This is a genomic window from Parabacteroides sp. D25 (assembly GCF_000307475.1).
Lineage (GTDB): Bacteria > Bacteroidota > Bacteroidia > Bacteroidales > Tannerellaceae > Parabacteroides > Parabacteroides distasonis.
Genome location: NZ_JH976506.1, coordinates 96,164 through 116,876, shown reverse-complemented (window position 1 = coordinate 116,876; position 20,713 = coordinate 96,164). Strand labels below are relative to the sequence as shown.

Annotated in this window: 9 protein-coding genes; 4 read left to right on the top strand and 5 right to left on the bottom strand. The window is 43.7% G+C overall.

Features of this window, described 5'->3' with window-relative positions; all coding sequences use genetic code 11:
- Window positions 1-311 precede the first annotated feature (311 nt).
- Window positions 312-1,226 (top strand): ribonuclease Z, encoded by a 915-nt coding sequence (locus HMPREF0999_RS16575; protein WP_005861069.1) that lies wholly within the window; start codon window positions 312-314, stop codon window positions 1,224-1,226.
- A gap of 86 nt (window positions 1,227-1,312) precedes the next feature.
- Window positions 1,313-1,633, top strand: coding sequence for a T9SS type A sorting domain-containing protein (locus HMPREF0999_RS16570; protein WP_005861068.1), 321 nt, complete (start codon window positions 1,313-1,315; stop codon window positions 1,631-1,633).
- A gap of 217 nt (window positions 1,634-1,850) precedes the next feature.
- Here the strand turns inward: HMPREF0999_RS16570 and HMPREF0999_RS16565 are convergent, their stop codons facing one another.
- Window positions 1,851-5,126, bottom strand: a complete 3,276-nt coding sequence (locus HMPREF0999_RS16565) for a DUF6383 domain-containing protein (RefSeq protein WP_009276434.1) — start codon at window positions 5,124-5,126, stop codon at window positions 1,851-1,853.
- A 1,353-nt stretch (window positions 5,127-6,479) separates the two neighbouring features.
- On the opposite strand from HMPREF0999_RS16565, the gene HMPREF0999_RS16560 reads away from it, so the two are divergent.
- Entirely contained in the window at window positions 6,480-7,397 is a 918-nt protein-coding gene (locus tag HMPREF0999_RS16560; RefSeq protein WP_009276432.1) for an Rpn family recombination-promoting nuclease/putative transposase, read from the top strand.
- A gap of 93 nt (window positions 7,398-7,490) precedes the next feature.
- On the opposite strand, the gene HMPREF0999_RS16555 is transcribed toward HMPREF0999_RS16560, so the two are convergent.
- Both HMPREF0999_RS16555 and gpmI read right to left on the bottom strand, forming a co-directional pair.
- Window positions 7,491-8,072 carry a DUF3109 family protein gene (locus tag HMPREF0999_RS16555; protein ID WP_009276431.1) on the bottom strand — a complete coding sequence of 194 codons (582 nt, stop codon included), beginning with the start codon at window positions 8,070-8,072 and terminating at the stop codon, window positions 7,491-7,493.
- Window positions 8,073-8,088: 16 nt separating this feature from the next.
- Window positions 8,089-9,612 carry a 2,3-bisphosphoglycerate-independent phosphoglycerate mutase gene (gene gpmI / locus HMPREF0999_RS16550; protein ID WP_005861057.1) on the bottom strand — a complete coding sequence of 508 codons (1,524 nt, stop codon included), beginning with the start codon at window positions 9,610-9,612 and terminating at the stop codon, window positions 8,089-8,091.
- Window positions 9,613-9,718: 106 nt separating this feature from the next.
- Between gpmI and HMPREF0999_RS16545 the strand changes: the two genes are divergently transcribed.
- Window positions 9,719-10,417 carry a M48 family metallopeptidase gene (locus tag HMPREF0999_RS16545; RefSeq protein ID WP_005861055.1) on the top strand — a complete coding sequence of 233 codons (699 nt, stop codon included), beginning with the start codon at window positions 9,719-9,721 and terminating at the stop codon, window positions 10,415-10,417.
- 38 nt (window positions 10,418-10,455) lie between these two features.
- Here the strand turns inward: HMPREF0999_RS16545 and HMPREF0999_RS16540 are convergent, their stop codons facing one another.
- A complete protein-coding gene (locus HMPREF0999_RS16540) occupies window positions 10,456-13,170 on the bottom strand; it encodes a TonB-dependent receptor (RefSeq protein ID WP_009276430.1) in 2,715 nt (904 codons plus the stop codon).
- 100 nt (window positions 13,171-13,270) lie between these two features.
- On the bottom strand, window positions 13,271-20,689 hold the full coding sequence (gene sprA / locus HMPREF0999_RS16535; protein ID WP_005861051.1) for a cell surface protein SprA: 7,419 nt from the start codon (window positions 20,687-20,689) through the stop codon (window positions 13,271-13,273).
- Between the last annotated feature and the right edge of the window lie 24 nt (window positions 20,690-20,713).

The following is a 20,713-nucleotide window of genomic DNA, read 5'->3' as shown; positions in this document are numbered from 1 at the left end:
TAAATGACATAATTTATTAGATATAGGTATTTAGATTTCAAAATAACAATAAAAAAAGGAAACGGCGAAGCTCACGCTTGGCCGTTTCTACATTTAACCGTTTTAAACAAAAAGAAAAAGTTAGTTAAGGCTTAGAAAAAAATATCTTAAGTCTATTTACCGACTGTATATTCGCTTTCCCGAAGGACAGCAAACAAATATATGGAATCCACCTCATCCTGCATACATTACACTTTGTTTTTTTGTTATTTTTCACAGAACAGAAATGCTTTTGTATTATCTTTGCACTCAATTATTCCCATAGACAACAAATGGCTGATTTTGATATAAACATATTGGGATGCGGTTCCGCATTGCCCACGACACGCCATCTGGCGACCTCTCAAATAGTAGATTTACGAGATAAACTATACATGATCGACTGCGGAGAAGGCACGCAAGTGCAAATGCGTCGTATGCGTATAAAATTCAGTCGTTTAAATCATATCTTCATCTCCCACCTACACGGAGATCATTGCTTCGGGCTACCGGGATTGATCTCTACATTAGGTATGTTGGGACGTAATGGAGAACTTGTTATTCATGGGCCGAAAGAGATCGAGAGCTATATGCGTCCGATACTTGATATCTTTTGTAAAGGGTTGCCTTATGAGATCCGTTTTAACTTAATCGACCCGACAACTCATTCGTTGGTTATGGAAGATCGCTCCTTAAGCGTTTATTCCATTCCGTTAAAGCACCGTATACCCTGTTGTGGCTATTTATTCGCCGAGAAAGCCAAAGAAGCGCATATCATCCGGGAGATGACAGATTTCTATCAAGTTCCCGTCCGTATGATGCAAGAGATCAAAAGGGGCGCTGATTTCGTCACCCCGGAAGGAGAGGTAATCCCGAATGCCCGCTTAACCCGCCCTGCCGTCGCTCCCAAACGGTATGCTTATTGCTCGGATACAGCTTTTCACCCATCTATAATCCCCATCATTGAAGGGGTGGATTTATTATACCACGAGGCGACTTTCGCTGAATGTGACGCCGCACGTGCGAAAGAGACCTTCCACTCTACCGCCCGCCAAGCGGCCGAGATTGCTTATAAAGCCCAAGTGAAGCGATTGGTTATCGGTCATTACTCGGCTCGTTACGAGGATATGGCACCGTTAAAGAAAGAAGCAGACAAGATATTTCCCGGCACGATCTTAGGAGAGGAAGGTATGAGGCTTAGCGTATAATCATACATCCGTTTTACGAAATAAAGCTAATTACTTTCTAATATGCGGAAAACTTTCTACATTTGTACGAATTTAGGGACAAGTAAATGAAGCTTATACATATCATCGCTTTGGCACTTGCATTCTCCGCAAGTTATCCGGTTTATGCGCAAGCTAATAAATCGGGAGTCAAGACATTTGCTTCTAGGCAAGAAGATCCCTCTCCTATCGAAATCACGGCCTACGAGAATCGCATCAAGGTAGAGAACGCTCCTGTCGGGAGTATCTTGGAAATCTACAGTGTCGTAGGCATCAAGGTGAAAGAAATCGAAGTCAAGCAGTCCACCGCCGAATATGTCGTAGATATCGCAAAGGGATATTATATCATCCGCATTGGCGATACGGTACGCAAGGTGGCGATACGATAAATAAAAGCCCCATAGGATAAATCCCACGGGGCTTGTTTTTTGATCCGCTCTCTCTTCTCACGAGGATACCTGCGGAAGAACTTTTAATTACTTTAGTATTAATATGCCACGTGTTCACCCGTCACGGGATACTTCTTTATTGCGGCATAGTTATTTAATTATATATTACATAAAGGCGGGTCTCCCCGCCTCTATTCGTTTAGTCCATCGGTTAGTCTTATTTTACGACTACCTTAACAGCCTCTTCACCATCAACAGCTACGGCTACGATACCAGCCGGTACAGCGATTGTAGCGTTGTCAGAAGTAAGAACTGTCTCAGCGACAACCTTACCTAAGATGTTAGTGATAACTACAGACTTGCCAGCAGCACCTTGAACAGTTACTGTACCGTTACCAGCGATTACAGATACTCCTTCAACATTGTTGATGTTATCGTTAGATGTTACCATATCATCATCTTCAGTCTTAGAATATGCGTTGAATACCAATGCTCCATCACCACCAGTCTTAGCGGCACCAAATGTAGAGCTAGCATCTGTCAATACCAAGCAGCCATTGTGCATCTTCAACCATGCGGCAGCTTCATTAGGAGCGATAGCTTTTGCCAAATCACCCTTGATAGTCTGATATTGATTATCACCATCTGTTCCTGTTGCATATACGTTAGACTCGATCAAGAATGAGTTGTTCTCACCCTCTTTACCATCTACATAAGCTAAAGCAGCCTTATCCGGATTTACATAACGGAATGACCAAGTTACGTTCTTATGCTTGTCTCCAGACAATACGTTGATGAATTTCGGATAATCTTTCTTATAAACAGCCATAATAGACTCGATTCCCTCATTCTTCAATTGATCAGCAGTCATAGCTTTGTACTTACCTGTCAAAACGATCAAGGTATCACCATATTGAACGGCAGGAACGAAACCTACACGAGTATAGCTACTGTTTGAAACTGCTTTCGTATTGAACAAGTACGGGTTAAGAGCTTCCTTGCGAGCAGCAACAGCGGCAGCAGAGTCTGAGTAGTTAACCAAATACTTACCATAGATGAATGCTGGAGTCTTCACATGAACAGCATGTACACATTGATATGGATCTTCTGTAACTTGACCATCAGCAGTGATATGCTTGCCTGTCTCAGTACAAGGAATGATCTTCTCACCCTCGATCAACTCACGATAAGCGGATACCAAGTATTGAGGTTTAACCTTACCTGCGCCACGAGTTAACCATGCTGTGTCAATACGGAAAGCCAACTTACCATCAGCCTTACCCTCACTCCAGATACCAGCGTAATCAACATCCTTGTTCAACAAGGCACCATTATGCTCATCCATCAAATATTCACCACGGATAGTTTCCTTGAACATCAAGCTATCAGCTGAATTATCAACGTTCTCACCAAGAAGTTCATTATTGAATTGACGATACAACGGAGTCTCGTCCGGAGCGATAGCGAATGCGGAAGTACGAGTCTCACCCATTACCTGAGCTTTCAAAGTAGCGGAAGCATCATAATCGGAAACACCTGCTTTATGAGTGCTGATAGCACCTGTGGAAGTAGCCTCAAGGATAGCATAGTAATGGTTACCCTCAATATGGTTGTTCTCCTTGAAGTAAACAGAGTCATTCGTAGTATTAGGATAATACTTACTCAATTTATACTTAGACTCTACCGCTACGTTATGATTACGGAAAGTAGTCTCACCATTAGTAATGATATACATCGTTCTTACCGGTCTCACCAAGCCAGGGATACGACCCGTGATCTTCTTGTCCGCATTACCGGAAACCTCCTCAGAAGGATTATAGCCATAAGCATGTTCTTTGTAAGAAGACTTAAGAGTGAACGCTTTCTTACCCTCTAACACATTCATCGTAGAATCCTTAACACCGATAAATTTATCAGATGCGTACGGATGCCAGTAGTTGAAAGTATATTTGTTCGTGATCAACTCATCATTAGTCAGATGCTTATAACCCACATACTTATCAGTATAGATTTCTTTAGCGACTGGGATAAATTCCAAAGAGTCACCAAAACTAGCAGCATACATATAAGTAGCCCCCGCATTTTTATTCAATTGGAGAGTCGCATCAGCAGCCGTACCGTCATTATACTCACGGTTATACAAATCTACAGCAGAAACCTTATTCTTATCTGTTACGTTCTTCTTCAACACAACCCATTGATAAGCAGGCATATGAGCAGCATCTTGAATATCCAAAGTCACCCACTCGTATTTACTAGATGCAGATTCATTATAAAGCGGAGCAGCATAGTACTTACCAGTCTTAGCATTTCTGATTACATAAACACCATCATCAACAGTTGTCTTTGTAGTAGGCAAAACTTTGCAACCTGCGAAACCTAACTCAATCTTAGTATTTTGAGCCGCATCTACCGTCAAGATACGAACCTTGTCTTTCAGCAACTCTTGCAAAGAGATATGCTGATTTTGCATAGCTGTAGTAGCAGTAACATCTTTCCAATACGTCTCACTTGTTTTTAACAAAGATTGTTTAACCTGAATCTCCAAGCTGTCATTTGAAGGCCAATATGTAAACATAAATTTATATTGGTCTGATAAATCTGTAGCATTGATAGAATCTTTCGGAGTAGCATGATTCTTAGTACCAGTCTTATAAGTATCCTTTAAGTTGCTCCAGTTATAAGCCAAGAACTTAGCTCCACCCACAGCATTCGTATAAGCAGTATCTACGTACAAGTAAGAAGAGTCGGCTCTCAATACATGGAAATAATTAGCAGTTCCAGAAGCTTCAACCGTGAACTTCTTCTCGGTAAAGTAGTTTACCGCTCCATCTCCTAATACATCCGGAGTAAACTTCAATGTGATACCAGCTTTCTTATCTTGGGTACCAAAGATCGTATTCAATTCATCAGCACCTGAGACAACGATCGAAGCGGCCTCTACCAACTCAAATTCAGTGAAACCAGCGGCAGTAATACCAGCTGTAGTAGCTATAGTTTTAACCATTTCTACATCGCCACTAGTATTCACCTTCAAACCGATTACAGAGTCATTCGTGAAATAAGAATAGAGAACGGATTTCTCCACACCATTCTTAAATACAGGAGAGAATTTCCAACCGGAAAGATCACCACCGACAACAGCAGGTACAGCAGCTAACGGAGCCGCCGCCTTACCTTTGATCGTGCTGATCTCAAGACCTAAAAACTTTCCGATCTTGTTCGTGAAATCATACTTAGGATTCTGTCCTTGATTCTCGGCATCAACCGTTACACACCACATTGTACCTCCTAAATTTGCGGAAGAGTGAGAAACCATTTTGATTTCATCTTCGTGAGTCGTGGAATTTTCGGTAATACTCAAGAAAGCAGAACCTGCCTTAAGCTGATAAAGACCGTTATTCGCTCCTTGATTCAGCTTAACAGCACCATTAGCCGTCACCGCACCCAGAAGCGCAGCACCAGCCAAAAGAGTAGAAAACTTTTTGTTCATAATTCTAAAATTAATATTAATACTAGTGTTTATTAAGATAATCAGCTCATTACGTTATCGTATCGATTGCTTTGTCATTCAAAAACGACTAGTTTAAACGAAGGTTTTAATCTTGCGTTTTATAAGGGGTAAATAGAAAGGTTTGTTGAAGGAATCGCTTGTTTCGTAAAGGATAACCTATCCTATTGATAAGAAAGAGAATAAGCTGTAAAAAAATAGCCCGGAAGGGTTGCAAGTATCGAAGAAACGCGTACCTTTGCAAATGACTAAAAGAATCGTTCGTTTAAACTAGTCGTTTCCATACTCCAGATATCATTTCAATCTATTATTCATCAACTTTTATAGTATAGCATTAATTAATGTACAGGCGTACATTAATATTATATTAAACGAGTCATCCGGAATTTACGGATTGTCATTGTGACACTTTGTAAATTAAAGCCCTTGAGAATCGAATTTTCCGGGAGATTATACATATAGTTCCGTAAAACGAGAAAAAATATTCGCAAGTAGTTATTCCATAACAAGATAACGGAATATGCCCTTTCGTTCTGGCGAAAATTATTCATCCTAATTCATATTCTTAAGGCTAAAACCTGTAATTCATCCGTATGTGAAGGCCATTTCTATCGTATGCGATGGGAATTACTACCGTATGTATCACCTAATACATACGGTTACGTCGGCTAAAACATACAGTTGCGTTGGCTAACGCATATATTTGCGTAGGCAAACACCACCTTTCTCACCGGAAAAGCGACCTTTTACCTATAAATAAGAGACAAAAAGGCCCTTTTCACCTATTTCTTCTCTCTAGTTAGACTTCACCAAAGAAGAGGTATGTCAAACAAACAGCCTTGTTTCGCGCAAACTGTCATGATTATCGCCGCTTCGCTTACCATCCATCTGCGAGGGCTATAACAGAATAATCGACATGGAAAAGCCCCGCAGGATAACTGAACCGCATCCCAAAGCCACTGAGAAGACCTTGTTGGTTCCGATATAAAAAGGCTTTCCAAGTGATTAGTTATTCACTTCAACAGCCAATGAGAGGGCCCGTTTCTTGGTTATCAGGGCCTGTACAGGCACATGTTTCCCGTATTTTCAAATAAGCTATGGCTTACATTTGACGCGGAAAGCCTCATTAACCCACCTTTAGCTTTAAGGCTGTATCCTTTATGCGTTCACTATATCTCGTCTTCACTCAAACTACACAAGATATTTCCGAAAAAAAGACGTACGTGTTTTTTTAAAGCCTAAATGAATGCCCCATATAATAAAAATCGTATCTTTATCGCCAAAGATGGAAAAGAGCCATCTATATCCTATTAATCACTAAAACCTATAAACACTATGGGAAAATTTATCAACCCCTTCACCGATTTCGGCTTCAAGCACATATTCGGCAGGGAAATGGACAAGGACATTTTAATCGAGTTCCTGAATGACCTCCTCGAAGGGGAGTATACTATCATGGACCTGAGGATCATGAACAATGAGCGATTGCCCGAGACAGAGCAAGGAAGGAAGGTCATCTTCGATATCCATTGCGAGACCGACAAGGGCGAACGGATCATAATCGAGATGCAGAACAGGGAACAGCCCCACTTCAAGGACAGGGCCTTATACTACCTCTCGCACTCGGTGGTGGAACAGGGGATAAAGGGAACATGGGACTATGAGCTGGCGGCCGTGTACGGTGTTTTTTTCTTGAACTTCACGCTAGACGAGGAGAACAGGCCAAACAATAACAGGAACGAAGGAAAGTTCCGAAGGGACATCGTGCTGGCGGATCGGGAGAACGGACAGGTATTCAACCCCAAGTTCCGCCAGATCTATATTGAGCTTCCTCGATTCAACAAAGAGGAGGAAGAATGCGAGACAGATTTTGAACGTTGGATTTATGTACTAAAGCATATGGATACATTAGACAGAATGCCTTTCAAGGCACGCAAGGCCATATTCGAGCGGTTGGAACGCATCGGATCCATGGCGAACCTCACCCCCAAACAACGAGCGCAGTACGAGGCGGAGTGGAAGATGTATAATGATTATTATAACACCTTGGACTTCGCCGTTGAGAAAGGCATGAAAAAAGGGATGGAAGAAGGCATGGAAAAAGGATTGCAAAAAGGATTACAAGAAGGATTGCAAGAAGGACTGCAAAAAGGGAAAGAATCTACGGCACGTAATATGAAAGCCGAGGGAATAACCCCTCTTATCATCCAAAAATGCACCGGCCTTTCCCTTGAGGAAATAGAGCGACTATAAAACAAAATCCCTTCAGCCTCCATCCGTTTTTAACGTATAGTTATCAAAGGGAGAGACTGAAGGGATTTTTAATATTTATAAACGATCTAAAAGCTACTCCTCACGCTGCTTCTTCCATTCCTCCGCACACTCTTCCAAGGCCTTATACCAAGCCTGGCCGAACTTACGGATCAAGGGCTCCTTGAGGAACTTATAAACCGGCAATTGCTCTTTCTTTCCTAAGATCTCCGCTGCCTTACAAACGCTCCAGCGATGATAGTTCACGGCCTTGAAATCCCGATACTGAGTGACACGTATCGGGTAAAGATGGCAAGAAACAGGCTTATAGAAATCCGTCTTACCTTCCCGGTATGCTTTCTCAATAGCGCATTTACAAGTACCATCGGCGTCGTAACAGGTAAAGACACAATCTTTGCCGTTCACGATAGAGGTAACCGTATCGCCTTCCTCATCGATATAAACTACGCCTTGCTTATTAATGACCTCTTGAGCTTTCGGGGATAAATCATCCCAGATAATGGGCAATACTTTCTGGAGCTTCGCCAACTCCGAATCCTCTAATGGAGCGCCGGAATCTCCTTCCACGCAGCACTCCCCCTTACATTTGGAAAGATCACATAAAAAATAACGCTCGATAACGTCAAGACTTACTAAAGTGTCATCTATCTGGATCATAAGATGCGCCTAGCTCTTATTTAATCAATGACTTGCCAGTCATCTCCTTCGGCTGTTTCAAGCCCAAGATGTGAAGGATTGAAGGAGCCACATCGGCCAAGATACCATCCTCTACTTTAGCGTCCTTGTTGGCTGTCACATAAACGAATGGAACAGGGTTCAAGGAGTGAGCCGTATTCGGAGTGCCATCCTCGTTCAAGGCGTGATCCGCGTTACCATGGTCAGCGATGATGATTACCTCATAGTCGTTGGCTTTAGCGGCCTCAACCGTATCGTGCAAGCAAGCGTCGATCGTTACGACCGCTTTCTCGATCGCTTTGTAGATACCCGTATGGCCTACCATATCACCGTTGGCATAGTTCACTACGATGAAATCGAATTTCTTCGTATTGATAGCGTCCACCAATTTATCTTTCACCTCGAAAGCGCTCATTTCCGGTTTCAAGTCGTAAGTAGCCACTTTAGGAGAAGGGACCAAGATACGCTCCTCGCTATCGAACGGAGTCTCACGGCCACCGTTGAAGAAGAAAGTCACGTGAGCGTATTTCTCTGTCTCGGCGATATGCAACTGAGTCTTACCTACGTTTGCCAAGAACTCACCCAGCGTATTATTTACGTTCTCTTTGTCGAACAAGATATGAACACCCTTGAAGCTAGCGTCATACGGAGTCATACAGAAATATTGCAAGCCAGGGATCGTATGCATACCGGCCTCCGGCATATCTTGCTGAGTCAATACAACCGTAAGCTCTTTCGCACGGTCGTTACGATAGTTGAAGAAGATCACGACATCGCCTTCCTCGATAACAGCAACCGGCTTTCCGTTCTCAACGTGAACGATCGGCTTGATGAACTCGTCCGTTACACCCTCGGCGTACGACTCTTCCATCGCTTTTACCATGCACTCGGCTTGCTTACCCTTACCTTCGACCAATAAGTCGTAAGCCTCTTTCACACGTTCCCAACGTTTGTCGCGGTCCATAGCGTAATAACGTCCGATGATAGAAGCGATCTTACCGCCGGTAGTCTTCAGATGATTCTCCAACGTCTCGATAAAACCTTTACCACTCTTCGGGTCCGTATCACGGCCATCCATGAAGCAATGTACATAAGCCTTGCTGATTCCGTATTCCTTGGCGATATCCGTCAACTTCAAAAGATGCTCCAAAGAGCTATGTACACCACCATCGGAAACCAAGCCCATGAAGTGGATCTGCTTATTATTCTCTTTCGCGTAGCTATAAGCACGTTTGATCTCCGGGTTCTCCATGATCGTATTCTCGCGGCAAGCGATGTTGATCTTCACCAAATCTTGGTAAACGATACGGCCAGCACCGATGTTCAAGTGGCCCACCTCAGAGTTACCCATTTGTCCGTCAGGCAAACCAACGTTCTCGCCAGAAGCCTGTAACTGTGAGGCTGGATAAGTTTTCAATAACTCGTCCCAATATGGAGTCGGCGTGTTAAAGATCACGTCGTCTTTACCTTTGTCACCAATTCCCCAACCATCACAGATAATTAAAAGTGCTTTTTTGCTCATGATTGCTAATTTATTATATTGATTATGTTTTTAACCTTTACGATCGCGAAGATAATCAATTCCATCGTATTATTGTTTTTCTCAATGTATTACTTTTGTGGCAGGAATGGAAAAGAATATACAAGACAAGGATTTGGGAGTCATAACGCTCCGTACCACTCCCCGGGCCACTCGATACACGCTCAAGATATCAAAAGGAAAGATAACCGCCACGATGCCACCCGGGGGAGACGAGAAACGTATGATCGCTTTTATCATGGAGAACAAGGCCCGGCTGGTAAAAGCGCTCCAGAAGCATCCGGCCCGGCCCCTGCTCGACGAAAGATCGGAGTTACAGGCTACGACATTCCGCTTGCATATCTTCCGCACCGAGCGAAGTAATTTCTACATGAGATTGGAGGATGGAGTACTGCATATCGCTTGTCCGAATGAGACTCGTTTCGAGGAGGAAGAGGTGCAATCCTTATTGAAATCCATGCTGGAGAAGGCGCTCCGCCACGAGGCGAAACGGTTGTTGCCGGAACGTATCACGCTATTGGCTAGACAACATGGATTTATGTTGACCGGGGTGAAAATCAATAATAGCAAAACGCATTGGGGAAGTTGTACAATGAAGAAGAGCATTAACCTCTCGCAATCATTAATGCTTCTTCCTTGGCATTTGGTGGATTATGTATTATTGCATGAGCTTTGCCATACGATCGAGATGAACCATAGCGAAAGATTCTGGAAACTGATGGATAAGGTGACGGACAATCAAGCGATTCGTTTACGAAGCGAATTGAAAAACTATCACATGTTGTAGAGACAGAGCACGCTCCGTCTCTACAACTAGGTAATTTGTTAGAAATTGGCTCCTACTTGCAGAATGAAAGTCCGGGGTGCGCCGACATCCATCGGGCGGGCGCTATAGCGCTTGTTTAAGAGGTTGTTCACCAGTCCTTGTACATGGACATTCTTCGTCACTTTCATCCCGACACGCATATCCATGACGAAATATCCTTTATTGTTCTCTGCCCAATAATCATGTAAGTTTCCGAATAGCATCGAGCGCATATAATCCATCAGGTTAGGCTCCGCTTTCGTACGCTCATCGACCATAAAATAATCGACCGCCAATGTCTTGCTTTTCCATGACATATTCGTTCCGATATTAAACTGTTTCCATTCCAGATCAAATACCCCCTTTACGGAATGTTTCTGGCGATATTTTAAATACTTGCTGTCATTCGATTTCGAACGCATCGCCATTAAGTCATCATTCGCTTCCTCCTCCGCGTTCCGTGAATCCACGTCCATATCGATCGGATTCGTATAAACATACCCCAAAGTATATGCCAGACGAGTATCACGGTTAAACTCATACACACCCGAGGTAGACAAGTCTACCCCATAAATCTCCGCCCGGCCTACGTTCGTGAACTGAGCGCCGATTCCTAAGCCGTCGCCGCTAGAGAACGCATTGAACAACTTGGAAAGCCCATCGATATAATCGAAGGTCTTATTATTAAACAGGCCGAAACGGAACTCGATCATATCCTTGTAACGGGTATAAAAGCCGGCCACATCGATAAAGCCCTTCAAATTGCCGAACTTATAGCCTTGCTTGAAACCAAGTTCGGCATTATAACCTTGCTCCGCTTTCAATTCAGCGTTCGGGAAAGCTCCCACACCTCCGATATCCTTCAGGATAAACTTCTCCGTAACGGATGGATAACGGTATCCCTGTCCGAAAGATGCCCGGATAAAACTATACTCACCCAATTCATAATTCAAGCCTCCACGGAAAACAGGTTTTACCGGAACCTTCGCCCCGAAAATCTTCGTCTCCGCTTCCCGGTAGAAATCATCGACCCGGTAATACTCCAGACGAACACCGACCGAGACGTTCAAACGATCGATAAACTTATGATCATATTGCAGGAAGGTAGCCACATTATCGCTACTATGCTGCCCGGTCACTTTCGAATCCGCATGAATACGCTCATAAGTACCTCCAACCGTGAGTTGTGAATGTTCGAACTTCTTGCTGAATTGGTAATCCAGATTATAGGAATAGGTATGATCCGTAGCCTCCGGCGCTTTTTTCTCCATCGGTTTCATGGCATCTACCAACCAAGCCCCTACGTTATTCTTATCGGGTAGCGGAGTACGTCCCATCACCCAAGAAATCAAGTCCATATAATCCGCCGAGGTAGCTGTCGGGAAAAAATGATTTCCCAGCTTGCCCAATTCAGCCATCAATCCGCTCACCTTCCCGTTCATCACCTCCGGCAAATACGGTAAGAAGGTCGGCAATAACTCGGTTTGCCAGTTTTGCGCCATATTGATAATCTCCGGGACGGATGAGATATCAAAACCCATATTATTCGTTATGTCAAAAAGAGACTTATCCGTAGTATGCGTGATGATACGGCTTCCCCGATGGAAGAAACGCCCCTTGAAACGATGAGTCGTCCCTTTTTCCGAATTCGTATAATTCAAGAAGGGATCTATATAAAATGTATTCTCACGGCGTCCCATATTCGCCAGCGGAGATTGAATATAGGGCTCCTCCGGAGAACGCCAGATAAAGAAACCGGTATAATCGTTATACAAATAATTCACGTTCACGCCATAGTTCAACCCTTGTACCCGGGGATCGTGATACGTAAGATTCCCACCGACCCGGACACGGCGATTGTAATTATCCTGCCGATACCCGTCGTCCAAGAATGTATTAGCCCCCACTGTCAAATCAAAATTCTTGATCCTACGGGAATGAGAGAGATCCAAGCCTCCATATAAAGGCGTCCCGTCTTGGCGCGGCTTTCCATACAATCCTCCTTGTACGTTCACCTGTGTTACCGGATCCAATCCGGGGCGTTTCGTTTTCACGTGAATCAAACCATTCAAGGCAGAAGAGCCATATAATACGGAAGAGGCCCCTTTCAGTACCTCTACTTGATCGACGTTCTCCATCGGGATCATATTCCAGTTTATCTCGCCGGAACCCGGAGTTAGCACCGACATTCCGTCCACCAGAATCAAGCAACGGCTACCCACGCCATAGGTCCATCCCGTACCACCGCGTACGGAAGGTTGCCGGTCCGTCACGTCCACACCGGAGATATTCTTCAATACGTCCGTTAAATCTTTCGGAGACTGACGAGTGATATCTTTCGCTTTCAGTAATTCCATAGAGACGGTAATATCGCTTAGCTTTTGCTCATAACGCCCGACGCTCACGACGACCTCGTCCATCATGTTTGAGTTTGTTCGCAAGGATACGTCATGCGTCAAGAACTCTCCCGGATCTACTTTCACGGGAACGCTCAACGTTTCATATCCCAGATAGCTAAAAGTCAATACAGCGTCGCCATCCGTCACTTTCAGCTCATAATAACCGTTTATATCAGACACAGTTCCTCTCGTACCCCCTTTGTCCTTATAAAAAACGTTTACCCCGGCTAAAGCTTCCTTGCTCTCCGCATCCTTAATATACCCTTTCACGTCTTGGCCGAAAGAGGCATGGGTTATCAAGAGAAGAAATAATATCAATTTGTAAGTATTCTTCATATCCAAATTATATTTCGCACAAATATAAAGGTTTATTCCATACCGCTAGACAGGTATTTAAAAACAGACCAAGAAGTCCTGTAAATAGACTATACTCTTTTTATTGCGCTAAGGAGAACCGTAAACTAATACCATAGTTCGAGTTCGATGTCGGGTAAGAAGATGTGGACACGATCGGCTCATTGATCTGTAAATCATAGAACGCTCTCAATGTCAAGGCACGACTTAACCCGTAATCCGCAGAGAACTGGATGGTCTTGGCGATATTCCCGCTGGTAGCCTGCGTAAACTGATCCTCAATCTTACGGATCAACGATTGCATTTTACGGTAAGAGAAATCTAAGCGGATCGTAAGATCATTACTGAAGTCGCGTGTCTTTTTCATTTTCAACACCTTGTTAAACTCAGTCAACTTATATCCTACTCCTATCACGAATTCGTTGGAAAGCGCTTCCACCAATTGGTAAGAGGAAATATTCAAGCTTAAGTTACGAGTCTTGCGCAACTCAAATTTACCTGTTATATTATTCAATAAAGTAGCGTCCACACCAAACAACGGGCTGAATCCTTCCGTGATACTCACGGCCGCTATATCATAAGGAGACGACGGCGTAGGATTACCTGTCTGGATATCGCGGATATATCCCAAACCATCCTGCCCGGCATCTACCCAATCCAAGAAGGAGGAAAACGCACCTACGCTATAGGAACAACGATATTGATGACTTAACATCATACTCTTAAAGTATTTGCGGATAACCGGTATACGGATCAAGCCATCATACGTAACACGCCAGTTCGGTAGCAGGCTCTTAACAGACGGGAAGGCTGACAAGCCTACCTTATTCGGGTCCTTACCCGTATAAGCCGCCAAGAAAGCAGGTACCAATACCTCCATGGAATTCAGGCTTACGCCTCCCCCTACGGCTGGATCATAAGGTTTTCCCGCTAAAGCATGCCCCGCCATAAAACCGGAGCTCGGATAAACCGTACCAGAATAGGTATCCATCAAACGCTGGGCGATCACGCTACGATGAGCGATAAATTTATCGAACGCTTTCGAGGAATAACCGTTATTAGCGTTTCCGCTGCCGCCGAAAGCGCTCCCCAAGGCAATCGTAGTCATCGTGAAGCTACCTCCCATCTGCTCGGGCATACCGTCTTGCATATAATAGATATCGGTACTACGGGTATCTACCCGGTTTGCGTTCAAATCAATCTTCAAGCCGGCTATAGGTTCTAGATTCGCACGAATCGTAAGATTCTTCGCGCTATTGATCATGGCGGGAGTCGTCATATTCTCATTCTTTACCAGCCAGCCCCGCTCGTCCGCCTCGTCGATAAAGCTCCTTCTTACCGCTCCAAAAGCAAAACCGAGTCCCGGAGCCAAAGTTCCTGTACGCCGTTGTCCGAACATATCACCAACCTCCGGTGCGTAACCACTCAACATCATACCGTCTATCAACGAATATTGTATGTTTACCCGACGTACCATCATCAAGAAACGGCTACTATATTCAGCGACTTTCGTCAAGGTTCCTTCCAAAGGCTGAGGACCGGGCACGATTGTCAGCTTCAAACGGGCCGTATCCTTATTCAAGATCATGACTTGGGCGTAATTGATCGGCTTGTATTTAATTGAATAGACCTTCCCGTCCGCTCCACGTGCCGTGATACGAACCTTCTTCGTAAACATTCCATGCTGCACGATCGTTCCACTATCCGGGCTCAATTGGATCTCTTTCTCTAGTTTCACCTCTTTCTTCTTTTTCTCCGGTTGACGAGCGCTTACCCGGGAAGAGGCCATAAATTTCTGGTTGATCTTCTTCAGATATTTATTCTTATTGTACAATGACTGCAAATTGAAACTACCCTGCCAGTCAAATTGACGTTGGTTCTTTATTATATTACCCTGTTCCAACTCAATACTAGCGACATTGGCTCCACGATCCCAGTTGTACGTGGCATTATAAGTCAATGAACTATTTACCCAGTCCAATGCCGGTATGAATTGCAATGGCATATTCCAAGTGACATTAAACGTTTGGTCATATTTCAAAGGAGTACCCAAATCACGGATACTTTGCTTCACGGAATCCTTCCATACCTGATAATCATCCGGATTCAATTTCTTATTCACTTGAACATTCGGTTCCTCGATGCGGGCATTCGTACCGGAAGTAAACGTCATGCTCAGATTATTCGTAAAGTCCCAACGCAAACTGAAGGCACGGTCCCACAAGAAATTGTGACTGAATGAGAGCAACTGGTTACCTCCATCCGTAGAACTTGTCAAATCCCTTAGCTTAATCTCATAGTAATTCCGCATCATCGCCGTCTGGAAACTAATATTCGACGGGACGTAATTCAGTCCGAATTGCTTGATATATTTTGTATATCCATTATTCTTCTTCAGCTTCTCGAAGGGTCGGAACGGTTTCACGTAAGGCGTATAATTATAAGCGAAATTACCTCGGTAATCCTTGGTTGTCTCATATTCGGTCTCCGGATTCTTCTTACTGTTCTGGCTATAAGAGTAACCTAACGAGAAGTTAGCCGGATCATACGGCATCGGATTCTTACTACGGATATCCACCTTTACGTTATTGAAAGAGACGCTCTTAATCGTGGTCTGGTCCAAAGAATAACTCTTGATAGAGTCTTTCTCGGCTTGGGTCTCTACCGCATCCAAAGCGTCCGAAAGCTTAATATCCTCATTCAACGGATCATACTCAGGAGTTGTAGTCTCTTTCGAATAAGCATAGTAAAAAGGTATGCTAACCTTTGCTTTCTCAGGGAACAACTTACCCAACTCAATCGAGGTCGCCACACTATATTGCGAATAATCATCCATCCGACGTTCGGCCAGCGACTGATCCAACGCACCAAAACCGGCGGTTTCCATTCGTCCACTTACATTGACCGTACCCAAATCGGATAAAGCGACGTTCAGATTCGCATTAGCGGCCCAACCACCTTTCTCATCGAAATCAGTCATACGAAGTTCGTTTACCCAGACCTCACCGCTCTTGATATCACCCGTATTATTACGTACGCCGATCATGATCACTTTCACCTCCGCTAAGCTAGGGTTACCGATGATACTGATTTTATTACGCGTATTATCCGGATCATTTTTCGAATAAACCTTTTGGTAGCTTATATTTCCCTGTCCCTGACGTTTCAATTTATTTCGCTCCAACTTCAAGTCGGTCAGCGTCTCCAATTTAAAATTCAAGGTATTATTTAAAGGCCATACTTTTTCTTGATCCGCGCTATTGTTCGTATTATAAAGAATAGTACTATGGGGAGTCAGATCCAAAGGTACCTCATACTCATAATAATTATTCTTATAGTCAGAACCTAAACGAATAAATACAGAGAAATCACCATTCGACAAAGTCTTGCTCTCATCAATCGGCGCTTCCGCATGAGCGAACATTTGTAATCGTTTATACCGGCGAAGGTCATAAGCGGTAGATTTATAAACCGCACGTGCATCCGCAGGAGATAAATCCGTTATCTTCATAGACAATGCCTGCTCGTTCTGTTGAAGCAACTGAGGCTGGCTGGAATCGAACATACGGCTAATACCCGGAGGCAACACATAGTTGACCGGCTGACGCTGCCCGTTCTCCTCTATATTCACAGAAGATACGACTATCTGTCCATCAGACTTTGGCGGAACAAGAGGATTTGACAAATCCTGCGTATAAGTACGCCAATCACCACGGACCAGTTCCAAGGTACCAAAACGCAGAACCGTAGACTTACGGAATCCTGTCATATACATACGCATGAAACGGACAGTCTTGAAATCCCGGATCGCTCCAACCCTCTTCTCATAATCTTTAATAGGAATCTTAAATAGATACCATTTTACTTTCTCCTTATCACCATTCATCAAGGTTACTTCCGGAGTACGCTCATCGACGATGTTATTTACACCGACCTGCAAATCTTTTGGACGGAGAGAGATCTTGTACTCAAAATATTTCTCTGTCTCATTCAACGTATTATCGCCATTGATATCTTCCACATCCGGTGTACTCTTTCCGGCTGTAGCATATCTTTGATCGGATTCTTGTGAGTTTCCCTCTGTACCGTTATATCGTTTATAGCGAGATAAAATATCCAACTCCTTAGCATCGTAATCATCCCCACGGAAATAGTGATAATTATCCCCGGCAGGATCGTTAAAAGGAGAAAATGGATCATCCATCATCTTAGAGATGGTCTCACCGGATAGTTTCGCCCTCAATTTATTCAAATAATCCGCATACGTAGGGAAAGTCTGCTCTTCCTCCGTAGAAAGACCGTTCAAACCGACATCTTGCAACTCACGATTTTGGGCATCAAACGCATATCCCGTACTTTGCGTGCGAGGAACCTTACCCCAAACAGTCGTATCAACTTTCGACATATCACCGTCCACAGGCATGCCATTCTCAAAGAATTTCCGCTCATCTTTCAAAATATCCTCGGAAATCTCACCCAAGTTAAAGTATAGGTCACCACCTTCGGCTGTCTCGTCCTCAAGATACGGGTCTAAAAGCCAGAATTCGATATATTCATAATTGGCAGATTCCAAATCGCTAGGCTCGATCTTGCGCATTACACCACCCCAACGTTTTTCCGGATTACCCAACGTACCGTCCGAGTTTACATTTTCCGCATCCAGGTTATACGGACCACGCTCATTCGGGTAAAAAGCGAGGTTTAATACTGGCAAAGTCGTATTATCATTGGTTCCCAACTCTTTATTCGGAAAGATCTCTTTATAACTGACTCCACGCGTATAATGATTCGATAAATCATCATTCGTAAGATGTCGAGGGCGGGAAGAGGAACTCTTACGTGTGAAGATTCCGTCTACCGTATACCAAGCCAACAAAGCTCTGTTTTTACCATAAGCGATATCGTTCACCTTCTCCGCTTCCGGAAATTTAGGATTCGAATCTTCATAGGGGGTACTCGCCAAGTTCCAAGCATACGGGTTCAAAAGATCCATACCACTTTGTGTAGACTCGAAGTCATCCAAATAAGAGTAACCACCCGTATATTGATTCTCATAATGTCCCGCTATTAAATGAGCGAATTCCGCATTGAATGAGATTTGGCTAGGTTTGGTCAATGTCAACAAGGGTAACTTATCAAATACGTTTGTCAACCACTGGCTCTCTGCTTTATAAGAGGTATTCAAGCCCCATAAAGTATTCTTTATAGACTCATCTCCCAAAGTGGTTTTTACCGTAAGAGGCATTTCCGACATATGCATAACCGTGGCACCGACCATGAAGTCCTTATTGAACTGGTAATTCAAGTCTAACCCGATCATCGTCTTTCGCTGCATATTAAAAGTAGACTGGTTCTCCAGAGATACGCTAACGGGTGTTCCACTAGATATGATGCTCTCATTCAAGATCGTCACACGTCCTAAACTGTAATCTACCGTATAATCCACATTCTCTGTCAGTGTAGCTCCTCCTGCCGTGACACGTACAGACCCACGGGCCACGTTAGTAGCTCCCAAGTCGATCTCCGAACCCGACGAGGCTTTATACTCACCACTTAAAAGGAATTTATTTTTCTCGGCGATCTGGCGAGCAACAGTTAATGTCGAGTCATACAACTCTTGGAATACATATTTACTGGCATAGGCATTACCTACCTTTTCCCGTAATTTCGAGCCGAAAGGTTGTACACAAGGGAATATAATCTTACCGGTCTCCGCCTGTATCGTATAACCGTCAATAAAATCGAAGAAGCCATCCGGATTCGGATTGTCATAAGTATCCAAGCGATCCAGCCCTAATACCCGAATCAAGATTTGATTCGCACAATTACCTTCTGGAAGATAGTTTACATACGTACCGGTAGAATCGCTCTGATAGGTTACGTTCAATTTAAACTTTTCTTTCTGCACCGAATAAGCACCCAATGAGTATACGTTCTTCATCATCAAGTCCCAGAACATCATATCAGGCGACATCGTGATGCCCTTTAGCAACTTCACATAAATACAGTCACTCGTATTCTCTTTATTATCCGTAGAGAACTCACCGACTTGATAGGTCTTGCCATTATAGATAAAACTAAAAGCGACACCCAATACCTCATCAGCCTGTAACTGAGTCCTCAAAGAAATATAACCCAATTTCTTGTTTAATGTATACTCAGACGACTCTAGCAAACGGGCACTCTCGATTTTCTCAAAATCCCGTCCTCCCTCCATGGCACCTTTCAAAGCATCATTCACCATATTAATCTTACGGGCACCCGTAAATTGAGTGGTTAAAGTCGTATATAAATTGTTTGCGGAATTATTCGGACGCCTATCCGTTCCGGAAGGCATTACCAAGGCTGTATTACCGATATTACGAGATTCATTTTCTCCCAAATCAGTGAAAGCTACGATATTGCGGGACTGGTCATAATTACCTCGTTTATTGGTCACCCACACTTCTATCTTAGAGATCTCGATACCGGAGGTGACGGTAGGCAAAGACTCCATAAACTTATCGTAGTTATCATAGAAATAATGGCCCAAGAAGAAGTGACGGTTCTCGTCGTATTCATCCACCTTGATCTCGAAGGGCTTCGTCTGCACGCCCCCTTTTGAGCTAACCGTCTTGGATTCAGATTCCTGCTGGGCAAACAAGGCGTTCACTCGCAACTTACCAAATTGTAAATCCGCTTTCATACCGAATAAAGCCGCACCTCCATTAATCAAGGAGTTGCTGGTATTCATGCTCACGTTACCGGCTTCCAACGATTTGATAATCTCATCCTCCTCGCCCGTATACGCCAACTTCAATTTCTTGGAATCGAAATCAAAAGAGGTCTCGGTATTGTAATTCATTCCGAAATTCACCTTGCTACCCACCGAGGCTTGTACATTCAACTGCACACTCTCGTCAAAATTGAAGAAAGTACGTTTACGGGAACGCTCCGGAAGAGAAGGATCATTATTCTTATTCGTCTTCAATCCCATCGTGATCTCGGCCGAACCTTGTGTTCTTACACGTACTCCACCGGGGCCGAAGATACGTTCCGCCGCACCGATATTAAACTGCATATCGGTTAAGTTAAACTGTTTATTCGTAGCTTTTTGGAATTCTTCCTCGTTCTTTTGGCGGAAATAGGAACGAAGTGATTGTTGCATAGAATAATCTTGGTATTCCGCTGGGGTTAAACTCATCGGCGTACCAATCTCCATATCGCCTAATTTCGTACGAACAATATACGTATTCGTCTTTAAATCATACTCAATCGTAGTCTTGACATTCTCCGGATCACGCAAATCGGCAGGTGATTGTTTCACGATATCTTGATATTCCTCCGGTGTAGTTTTAGCTACCGGATAACGGGGAGGGATCGTATCCTCCGGAGCTTCCAGCAACTCCAATTCCGGCAAAGATGATGTATACGCAAGGTAATCAGCATTCAGCGAATACAAGCCGACACCAAACAATAATACAACGATCCATATGGAATATTTCAGTATTCGTTTTCTCATTTTCTCATTTAATTGTCAATTGTT

What these genes read in the sequence shown, in the direction of transcription:
- HMPREF0999_RS16545 (WP_005861055.1), top strand. Translation starts at nt 9,719, where the DNA reads ATGGAAAAGAATATACAAGACAAGGATTTGGGAGTCATAACGCTCCGT.
- sprA (WP_005861051.1), bottom strand. Translation starts at nt 20,689, where the DNA reads ATGAGAAAACGAATACTGAAATATTCCATATGGATCGTTGTATTATTG.
- HMPREF0999_RS16555 (WP_009276431.1), bottom strand. Translation starts at nt 8,072, where the DNA reads ATGATCCAGATAGATGACACTTTAGTAAGTCTTGACGTTATCGAGCGT.
- gpmI (WP_005861057.1), bottom strand. Translation starts at nt 9,612, where the DNA reads ATGAGCAAAAAAGCACTTTTAATTATCTGTGATGGTTGGGGAATTGGT.
- HMPREF0999_RS16540 (WP_009276430.1), bottom strand. Translation starts at nt 13,170, where the DNA reads ATGAAGAATACTTACAAATTGATATTATTTCTTCTCTTGATAACCCAT.
- HMPREF0999_RS16565 (WP_009276434.1), bottom strand. Translation starts at nt 5,126, where the DNA reads ATGAACAAAAAGTTTTCTACTCTTTTGGCTGGTGCTGCGCTTCTGGGT.
- HMPREF0999_RS16560 (WP_009276432.1), top strand. Translation starts at nt 6,480, where the DNA reads ATGGGAAAATTTATCAACCCCTTCACCGATTTCGGCTTCAAGCACATA.
- HMPREF0999_RS16570 (WP_005861068.1), top strand. Translation starts at nt 1,313, where the DNA reads ATGAAGCTTATACATATCATCGCTTTGGCACTTGCATTCTCCGCAAGT.
- HMPREF0999_RS16575 (WP_005861069.1), top strand. Translation starts at nt 312, where the DNA reads ATGGCTGATTTTGATATAAACATATTGGGATGCGGTTCCGCATTGCCC.